Here is a 9,356-nt window from a genome sequence, read left to right as displayed (position 1 = left end):
TATCGAAACCCTCGCACGATCCGACGGCGGGAGCCTCGGTTCTGCTCCTGCGACCCCATCGCTTTTCACCGCCGACTTCCGGGATATGAGCCCACGCCGCTCGTGGACGCTCCGACGATCGCGGAGAGGCTCGGTCTCGCGCGGCTCACGGTCAAGGACGAGTCGTGCCGCTTCGGACTTCCCTCGTTCAAGCTGCTCGGCGCCTCCTGGGCGATCTACCGCGCGCTGGTCCAACGACACGGGGAGCTCGAGCCCTGGTCGTCACTCGAGGACATCTCCGAAAAGCTCTCGCATCTCGAGCCGCTCACGTTGGCAGCGGCAACGGATGGAAATCACGGCCGTGCGGTCGCGCACATGGCACGGCTTCTCGGCTTCGGCGCGCGCGTGTTCGTTCCCGCGGGAACAGCGGCGGCACGCATCCGTGCCATCGAGGCCGAAGGGGCGGAAGTCGAGATCGTCGATGGTGACTACGACGCAACGATTCGGCGCTCGGCCCGTGAGGAAAGCCGTCGTTGTCTCGTCGTGGACGACACGTCCTGGCCGGGCTACGAGGAGATCCCTCGCTGGGTCATCGAGGGCTACTCGACCATCTTTTGGGAGATCGACGCCCAGCTCGACGAGGCGCCGAACGCTGTGTTCGTTCCTTTGGGTGTGGGCGCGCTCGGAGCCGCGGCCGCCGATTTTTTCGCGAGCAGCGAGCGGGTGCGCGTCATCGGGGTGGAGCCGGCGAGCGCGGCGTGCGTTCAAGCATCGCTTCGAGCCGGCCAGATCGTGACGATTCCCGGACCGCACCCCTCGATCATGGTCGGGCTGAACTGCGGTACGCCCTCGTCAATCGCCTTCCCCGCACTCCAGGAAGGACTGGATGCCTGTATTGCCGTCGCGGACGTCGATGCCGAAGAGGCGATGCGAGCCCTTGCCGCTTCCGGCATCGTTTCCGGCGAGACCGGAGCGGCATCGCTCGCCGGCCTCCAGGCAGTGCCTCGAGAACAACTCAGCCTCGGTGCATCTTCGAGCGTCGTCGTCCTGTGCACCGAAGGCGCGACGGATCCCGAGAGCTACGAGCGAATCGTGGGTCGGTCTCTACCGAGATGAAGGAGCGGATTACCCTGCCAGGGCCGCTCCAGCCAAGTGGAATACCTGCGCGGGTCGTCACCCGCGAGGGGGGATATCGTTGCTTTTTTGTTTAGGCCGAAACAGCCCTGGCAGAGTTTCTTTCTTCGTCTTCAGGAGACGAAAACCGTGTAGAAGAACAACACCATGAAGGCCAGGAGAGAAACGACGACCGCTATCTCGTCGAATCTCGACGCTTCGAGGGATCGCGCCTCGTCGACAGAGCGCTCGGTTGCACCCTCGATGGGCCTCCAGGTGGTTGATTTCATGCTCATGATACAAAGACCTCCCTTTGACTCCCCTTCCCCAGCTTTTTCTGGTTTCCACCACGTTAGCCCTCGGGACTCAAAGGTTCTGTGAGATAACCGAGGGGACTTTCCCCCCAAAGAATCGTGGGGGAAAACCCCCGCTGAGATTCCCTATGGATATCTACAGGCCCAAGCATCACAAACGCATATTCGCAAAAGCGGACGCGGGCGTGGTTACCGGAACGAAACGAGTATGTAACGAGGGCGTAAAATCTAGCCCGGTTTCATTCTCCCCGGGGTGAGAAGCGGTAGCCGAGCCCGCGTACGGTGAGAATGTATCGCGGATTGGCCGGATCGACTTCGAGCCTTTGTCGGAGACGAGCGACGTGGACGTCGACGGTTCGTGTCGTCGGCATCGCATCGTAGCCCCAAACGGCATCGAGCAGGTCGTTGCGCGACAGGACGACGTCCTGGTTCTCGATGAAATGGCTTAGCAACCGAAATTCGCGTGCCGAGAGCTGGACGGGTTTTCCCCCGCACAGAACTTCGGCGCTGCGAAGGTTTACCTGCACCCTGCCAAATGTGAAGGGCTCGTTGGGCCGGCTCGAGCCAAGAGCAGGGCGCCTCAACATCGCCTCGACCCGTGCCAGCAGCTCGATGAACTCGAACGGTTTCGTCATATAGTCGTCGGCGCCGAGCTGGAGACCGAGTACCTTGTCGGTTACGTCCCCCCGCGCCGTCAGCATGAGTATCGGCGTTTCGATCCGGCGGCGCCGGAGCTCGCGAACGATGTCGAACCCGCTTCGACCCGGAAGCATGACGTCGAGAATGATGAGATCGTGGTCGCCCTCTCTCGCCGCCAGCACCCCCTGATCGCCATCGGCGGCCGTCTCGATACGGTACCCTTCGCTTGCCAGGCGGTCGCGGAGCGCCAGCCGGAGCGAATGATCGTCCTCGACGAGTAGAATGCGGCTTCCGCTCGTCTCCTCAGCCGGCTTCTTCAACCTCGTCCCCTTGGGTCGTCATGAGAGCTACCGGCAGATGCAGCGAGAAACAGCTTCCCTTTCCTGGTTGGCTGGACACGGAGAGTCGGCCCCCGTGCGCTTCGACGACGTCTTTGACGATGCTCAGGCCGAGCCCCGAGCCCTCCACCTGGTCGTTTCGAGCCGTCCGCCCGCGATAGAACGGCTTCGTGATGTGCGGCATCTCCGCGGCCGGGATTCCCTTCCCCTCGTCTTCCACCGAAAGAACCACTTCCCCGCCGTCTTTACCCGCACGATACCGCCCCGATACCTGGATTCGCGCTCTCGGTTGGCTGAATTTCACGGAATTGGAGATCAGGTTTCGAATCGCCGAGCTCAGCGCTCTTTCATCGCCGGAGATGAGCGGCAACCCCTCATCGATGTCCAGCTGGAAATCGAAGGAGTCCAGAACGCCGGACCCCAGGGAATCGATGGCGCGCTGGATGGCGTCTTCCGGTTCCAAGGGACGAAGCTGATAGAGTTTCCGCCCCGAGCGAAGAGCGGAGAACTGAAGCACGCTATCGACCATATTGGCGAGTCGGCGGCTTTCCTGGTGGATGGCTTTGCCGTACTCTCGTACCTGGCCCGGGTCCCCGACGACGCCATCAGCCAGATTCTGACTCAGCGACGAGACCCCGGCGATGGGTGTCCTGAGCTCGTGAGAGACGCCGGTGACGAAGTCCATTTGTTGGTCTGCTAGAAGCTGAGCTCTGCGGGTGTTGAGGACGAGGACGACCACGCTCGCGGCGAAAAAAAGGACGACGACGAAGCTGGCCAGAAGGTTCCGTCGACGGCTCGATTCGACGACCGCCTCCAGGGAGCCGGCTTGGTGTTTCACGATCATCGCCCATCGATACTGGCCGCCGCCGCGTGCCGGACGCATCGTCTCTGATTCGAGCTCGAACACCCCGCGCTCCAAATCGGGGCTCGATAGATCCGGCCTTTCGAAGGTCGGATCGGACGCGTAGATGAGCCGGTCTCCGTCGCGCCGGTCCACGATCCAGACGCGGTAGTCCAGCTCGCCAAGGGGTCCGAAGTATTCCTGGACTCGCGCGGGAAGGAGTTTCTCGACCAACACATGGGAGTCCAGGAGGAGGATCGCCCAGGTCTGCGAGCTCAGCTTGTCCTGGGGAATGACGAGCATGAGAGGGTCGGCGTACAAGGGATCGATCCTCGACCCGTGCAGTTCGCCAAGCGGCTTTCGGATGCGCTCGAGCTCGGGAGGCCAAGAAGCCTCGTCGAAACGTCCCTCCTCGAGGTTGAACTCCTTGATGTCCAACCCGTCGTTCCGGGTAACCCAGAATACGGACTTGATCAGCTTAGGAAACGCGAAGTCAGCCGCCCACTCGGCGTACTCTTCGTTCATGTCTCCGAGGATGTTCCCCTCTCCGGGCTGAAACGTCTGCCAAAGCTCTCGAAGATCACGATCCAAGTCCTGGCCGAGCCCATCCGCCGCCGCGCGAAGGTTGCCGCTCATGCGACGGTGCTCGAGCTCGCTCAGCTCACCGACCCACCGATACTGAAGGCTCGCGAGCACGGTCAGCAGCGCCCCCATGAGCACGACGCTCCAAGCGGTTCGCGGAGGCCTCAGAAGGCGCATGTTTGGCGACTCTTGTCCCCCCACCGACAAGCTTAGCAGCTTTGCGCGCTGGATTGGCGAATTTCAGATTTCGAGAAGCTCGTTCGGGGCGCGAAGGAGAAAATCGGGGCCGACGTCGACGAGAACTTGCCGGGCGAAGGGTCCCCACAGGACGGCTGCGGTTGTCACCTGCGCCGCGCGACCGGAGGCCACGTCGTGAGGAGAATCGCCGACGAAAATCGCCCGCTCGGGAGCAGTCCCGAGACGTGAAAGCGCGGTCAGGACCGGTTCCGGGTGCGGCTTGTGGTTCTGGACCTCGTCGGCCGTCACCAGGGCCTGAAAGTATTCCGTGAGTCCTGTGAGGCTCAGTCCCCGCTCGGCCCCGAAGCGAAGCTTGCTGGTCACGACACCGAGCTTCACCCCACGCTCCTGGAGCGCGGTCAAAACCTCGAGGACACCGGGGTACAGTCGCACGCTGCGATCGTGATGTGCGATGTGATACTCCCGGTACGTCGCGACCATGGCCTCGATGAGCGACGGGTCGTCGGTGACATCGCCGAGTTGACGCCTCAAGGGCATGCCCAGCCCCCGGAGCCAGACGTCATCGGGCAGCGCCTGTCCCAGGTGAGCGATCGCCGTGTGGCGATAGGCGCTCAGAATGAGATCGACCGAATCCAGCAGAGTCCCGTCGAGATCGAACAGGAACGTGTCGAAGCGCTGTGGCCTCAACCGCGCAGCTCGGCCCCGAAACGCGCCTCGAGTCGCGACAGGATCCTCTCACGAGCTCTGGCAACATCCTTGTCGGTAAGCGTTCGATCGGGCGCCTGATACATGATGGAGATGGCCAGGGATTTCTTGCCCTCCGGCACTTGCTTCCCCTCGTACTGGTCGAACAACCGCGCCTGCGCCACGAGTGGATGCTGTTCGACCTCGAAGAGGACATCGGATGCGGGCCGATCAAGGCCAACCACCACGGCGAGGTCCTCGACGACCGCCGGGTACTTCGAGAACGCTCGATACTGCGTCACCGGTACGGCCCGCTGGTCGAGCGCATCGATTCGCACCTCGAAAAGGTAGACGTTCTCGCCGACACCGAACGACGCCGCGGTTCGGGGATGGACCTGACCCAGCACGCCAAGCTCTTCTCCGTCGGGCGCGAGAACCGCAGCCGTCCGACCCGGCAAGAACCCGTAACGTTCCGCCTCGTGATAGACGACCGATATCCCCAATCGCTGAAAGAGCGCATCCACGTAGGCCTTGGCATCGAAGAAATCCATCGTCTCTTCCGTGGGCGTGCCCCACCGGTCGAGCCGCGCCCCGGTCACCGCTCCGGCGACATGCTCTGTTTCTTCCGGAAGTCCCTTCGTCCGCGGCTCGTACACGCGGGCGCACTCGAAGAGCGCCAGGCTCCCTCGATTGACGCGCAAGTTGCGTGCAACCGCCTCGAGCAGAGCCGCCCTCAGCGTCGTCCTCAGGTACTCCTGGCCGACATTGAGCGGGTTGACGACGCTCAATGGCGGGCTGGCCTCCAAGCTTTCCGGGGAAACGACACGTTTCAAGGCGTCGAGACTCGTGAGGGGATAAGTGATGACCTCCTGCATGCCGGCGCCAACGAGCGTATCGCGAACGCGCTCGCGCAGCTCCCGCAGCGGCTGAAACACGCGCGGGGGCACGCGTCCCTCGATCGGGCTAGCGGGAATCTGATCATAGCCGACCATGCGTGCGACCTCTTCGACCACGTCGTCGGGACGCTCGATGTCGAGCCGCCAGTACGGTGGGTGCACCGACAAGATGTCTTCCGACGAATCCACCGAGAATCCGAGCAACTGCAGAGAGCTCACGATCTGCTCCCGGGGAGGATCGATTCCGAGGATCCGGGGCACGCGCTTCCACGCCACCGGGATTCGAGGCGCTTCCCATTTCGACGGATAGACGTCGACCAATCCGGAAGCCGCACGCCCCGATGCGAGCTCGACAAGGAGCTTCGTCGCTCGACGGGACGCGATGGGGGCGAGCTCGGGCGAAATGCCCCAGGCGAAACGTCGAGACGCCTCGCTCGGAAGCTTCAGGGCGGTCGCCGTACGGCGGATGTTAACCGGGTTGAAGTTGGCGACCTCCAGCAGAATGTTGTTCGTGCTCTCGGTTACCTCGGTATCGAGTCCGCCCATCACTCCGGCGACGGCGACCGGTCCCCCCGGGTCGGTAATCAGGAGCTGCTCGCCAGTAAGAACTCGTTCTTTTCCATCGAGCGTGGTCAACCGCTCGCCGGGCCGCGCGCGCCTCACGATGATGTGGTGGTCGCGGATCTTGTCGTAGTCGAACGCGTGGATGGGCTGTCCGAGCTCGAGCATCACGTAGTTCGTGATGTCCACGACGTTGTTGATGGGCCTCATCCCCGCCGCGCGAAGACGCTCCTGCATCCAGGACGGAGAAGAGACGATCTCGATCTCCTCGACGAGCGCGAGCGTGAATCGCGGGCACAAGTCGGCGTCCGCGATCTCGGCTCCCGCACGGCCATCGATGGCGTCGCCCGCGACAAAGTCGAGCCTCGGGTCCTCCCAGGCTGCCCCCGTGAGGGCCGCAACCTCTCGTGCGACGCCGAGGACTGAGAGACCGTCGGCGCGGTTGGGTTTCATGTCGATGACCAAAACGGTGTCGCCCAGGACCTCACCGAGCGCCCGGCCCGTCGGCGCGTCATCGGCCAGGACCAGGATCCCCTCGTGCTCGTCACCCAGGCCCAACTCGCGCTCCGAGCAGACCATACCCTCGGAGACGACTCCCCGAATGTTCGCCTTCTTGAGCTTCGACGTTCCCCCGCTGCGAGCGTCGACGAGCTCCGCTCCCAGGCCCGCGTAAGCCACCTTTTGCCCCACGGCGACGTTGGATGCCCCGCAGACGACCTCTGGGCGGGCGGAGCCGATGTCCACGGTCACGAGACGGAGTCGATCGGCGTTCGGATGGGGCCGAACCTCGCGGACGTGCCCCACGACGACACCCTCCCAATCCCCTCCGGTTCGCTCGATCCCGGTGACCTCGAGACCGGCCATGGTGAGAAGGTGCGCGATCTCGTTCACCGGACGCGCGAGCGCCACGTAGTCCGACAGCCATTTGAGTGGAACGCGCATCAGAACTGACTCAAGAAGCGCAGATCGTTCTCGTAGAACGCACGGATATCGTCGATTCCGTTCCGCAGCATCGCGATCCTCTCGACTCCCAGTCCCGCGGCAAAGCCGGTGAAAACCTCGGGGTCATAGCCCATGTTCTCTAGAATCTCGGGGTGCACCATCCCCGCTCCGAGGATCTCGATCCAGCCTTCGTTCTTGCACGTGCGACAACCGCTGCCGCCGCACAGAAAACAGTCGATCGCCATGTCCACGCCCGGCTCGACGAAGGGAAAGAAGTCACAGCGAAAGCGAATCTTGCGGTCCTGACCAAACAGCCGCTTCGCGAGCTCGAACAGCGTTCCCTTGAGATGGGCTAACGTCAAGCCCTCGTCGACCGCGAGGACTTCCGTCTGGGTACACATCCATTCGTGGGTGGGATCCGTGGCCTCGTTGCGGTAGATGCGTCCCGGGCAGACGATACGCAGCGGCGGACGATGCTTTTCCATGAATCGTATCTGGTTCGGGGAGGTATGGGTGCGCAGGACGAGCTTCGCATCCCCGTCATCCTCGCGGTCTACGTAGAACGTATCCATCAGCTCCCGGGCGGGATGGTCTTTGGGAATCCGAAGCGCCTCGAAGTTGTAGTAATCGAGCTCGACCTCAGGGCCCTCGATCACCGAGAACCCCTGGGCGACGAAGGCGTCGAGGACCTCTCGCTGAGTTTGCGTGACGGGGTGAAGCCGTCCCAATGCCAGCGGTCGTGCGGGCAAGCTCACGTCGATCCGCCCCAACGTGACCGTTTCCTCGAACCGCGCGCGCTCCAGGCTCTCCTGCTTGCGGACGAGCGCGGTAGAAAGCTCCTCCTTGAGGGCGTTGACCGCCTGTCCCAACGAGCGCCGCTCGTCGGAAGAAAGCTCGCCAAGGGACCGGAGCAACGTGGAGAGCGGACTCTTCCGCCCCATGTGGGCGATGCGCCAGGCCTCGAGCTCGGCGGCATCCGATACGCGCTCGAGCCCCTCGAGCGCCTCTTTGCGTATGGGTTCCGTCCTGGAAGTCACAGTAAACGTGTTAGTTTAGCACTCTACGCTTCTCATGAGCTCCGATATCGCCTTGACCCTCGCCGTCACGTGGGTGGCCGCCGCCGGGCTCGCTTTCGTGAGCGGGCTCATCCGCCGGTTCCACGTCTGGCAGTGGCTCGCGCTGAGTCTCGTGCTCGGTCCCTTCGCCTTGCTCCTGGCGATCGTTCTCACCGGCCGCGGCTACCAAACGTCACTCTTCGCCAAGCCGAGCCAGACGGACGCGACGCCCGCGCCCCGTATCCCTTCGGACGACGAGCTCCTGTCCGGCGAGAAGACGGCCTTCAAGAACGAGATCGTCGCAATGACCCAGAGCGGGCAGCTCGACGAGGCCGAGCGCATGCTCGAGACATTGATCGACGTCGTGGAAGAAAAAGCGCGGAAGCAGGATCGAGGCGTACCTCATTGGTACTACGAGCAACTCGCGACGGTCTATCGTAAACGGGGGAATCGCAAAGCGGAGCTCAGGACGCTCGAGCGATGGGCCCGGTTGCCACACGCCGCGCCGGCGAAAGCGGAAGCCCGCCTCGAGAGACGACTCGCGAAGCTGAAGTCGGAACGCAAGTTGACGACGTGAAAAAGACAACAACCCACATTCATGCGGGGAGCTCTACTTCGTCTTGGGTACGTAGACGGCGTCGAACGTGGATTCCCAGCTCTTGCCATCTCTCGAGATCTCGATATGCTGTCCCACTCGGCCTTCGGCGAGCGGCGTCAGGGTCGTACGATCGAAATAACGGCCGCCGCCCTCGAGAGGGATCTCTCCCTGAAACCGGACGCCACCATCGTCGAAAGTCTCGACGAGGACCTTCTCTTTGACGCCGCCAGGAGCGGTCGCACGTTCGGTAACCCACACCTGTTTCCACGTATCGGTGGCCGGTACGTAGAAGAAAAAGCTCTTGCCTTCGTTGCCTTCGGCGTCCGTCCAATGCTCGAGAATGGCGCAACCGGCGAGCATCTTCTCGATTCGGTTGTCGCCCACCTTCTGCTCGCCGACGTAGACGTCCCAGCTTCCGAGCCAGAAATCGAGCCGGTGGAAGCCGGCGACCGACTCACACGCAGCAGGAGGCTGATGCGATTGCGGTCGCGCTGTGGCCGCGCCGGAAACAGTCGCCAGCGCGAGCCAAACGATCCAGCTCAATTTCCGACGCAATGACACACCTCCCTCAAGTCAGGCTTTCCAAAGCGTACGCGAGACAGTCAAGAAACGTTCC

Annotated in this window: 9 protein-coding genes; 2 read left to right on the top strand and 7 right to left on the bottom strand. The window is 63.0% G+C overall.

Annotated features, from left to right (window positions below; translation table 11 throughout):
- On the top strand, window positions 1–1,095 hold a 1,095-nt coding region (locus VEK15_25990), incomplete at its 5' end, for a diaminopropionate ammonia-lyase (protein ID HXV64178.1).
- A gap of 131 nt (window positions 1,096–1,226) precedes the next feature.
- Here the strand turns inward: VEK15_25990 and VEK15_25985 are convergent.
- The 6 genes from VEK15_25985 to pheS form a co-directional block, all read right to left on the bottom strand.
- Window positions 1,227–1,388, bottom strand: a complete 162-nt coding sequence (locus tag VEK15_25985) for a hypothetical protein (GenBank protein ID HXV64177.1) — start codon at window positions 1,386–1,388, stop codon at window positions 1,227–1,229.
- A gap of 257 nt (window positions 1,389–1,645) precedes the next feature.
- Entirely contained in the window at window positions 1,646–2,365 is a 720-nt protein-coding gene (locus VEK15_25980) for a response regulator transcription factor (GenBank protein ID HXV64176.1), read from the bottom strand.
- Window positions 2,349–3,983: a HAMP domain-containing sensor histidine kinase gene (locus VEK15_25975; GenBank protein ID HXV64175.1), complete on the bottom strand. Its 1,635-nt coding sequence runs from the start codon at window positions 3,981–3,983 to the stop codon at window positions 2,349–2,351. Before VEK15_25975 ends, VEK15_25980 begins: the two co-directional genes overlap by 17 nt.
- A 63-nt stretch (window positions 3,984–4,046) precedes the next feature.
- On the bottom strand, window positions 4,047–4,691 hold the full coding sequence (locus tag VEK15_25970; GenBank protein ID HXV64174.1) for an HAD-IA family hydrolase: 645 nt from the start codon (window positions 4,689–4,691) through the stop codon (window positions 4,047–4,049).
- A complete protein-coding gene (pheT, locus tag VEK15_25965; protein ID HXV64173.1) occupies window positions 4,688–7,087 on the bottom strand; it encodes a phenylalanine--tRNA ligase subunit beta in 2,400 nt (799 codons plus the stop codon). The genes VEK15_25970 and pheT overlap by 4 nt, the downstream gene beginning before the upstream one ends.
- Entirely contained in the window at window positions 7,087–8,124 is a 1,038-nt protein-coding gene (gene pheS, locus VEK15_25960; protein ID HXV64172.1) for a phenylalanine--tRNA ligase subunit alpha, read from the bottom strand. The genes pheT and pheS overlap by 1 nt, the downstream gene beginning before the upstream one ends.
- A gap of 34 nt (window positions 8,125–8,158) precedes the next feature.
- Here pheS and VEK15_25955 point away from each other — a divergent pair, with 34 nt between their 5' ends.
- Entirely contained in the window at window positions 8,159–8,719 is a 561-nt protein-coding gene (locus tag VEK15_25955; protein HXV64171.1) for a hypothetical protein, read from the top strand.
- 33 nt (window positions 8,720–8,752) lie between these two features.
- On the opposite strand, the gene VEK15_25950 is transcribed toward VEK15_25955, so the two are convergent.
- Window positions 8,753–9,295 carry a hypothetical protein gene (locus VEK15_25950; protein ID HXV64170.1) on the bottom strand — a complete coding sequence of 181 codons (543 nt, stop codon included), beginning with the start codon at window positions 9,293–9,295 and terminating at the stop codon, window positions 8,753–8,755.
- Between the last annotated feature and the right edge of the window lie 61 nt (window positions 9,296–9,356).

The sequence above is a fragment of the Vicinamibacteria bacterium genome, from assembly GCA_035620555.1.
Lineage (GTDB): Bacteria > Acidobacteriota > Vicinamibacteria > Marinacidobacterales > SMYC01 > DASPGQ01.
This window is presented reverse-complemented; position numbering and strand designations above follow the sequence as displayed.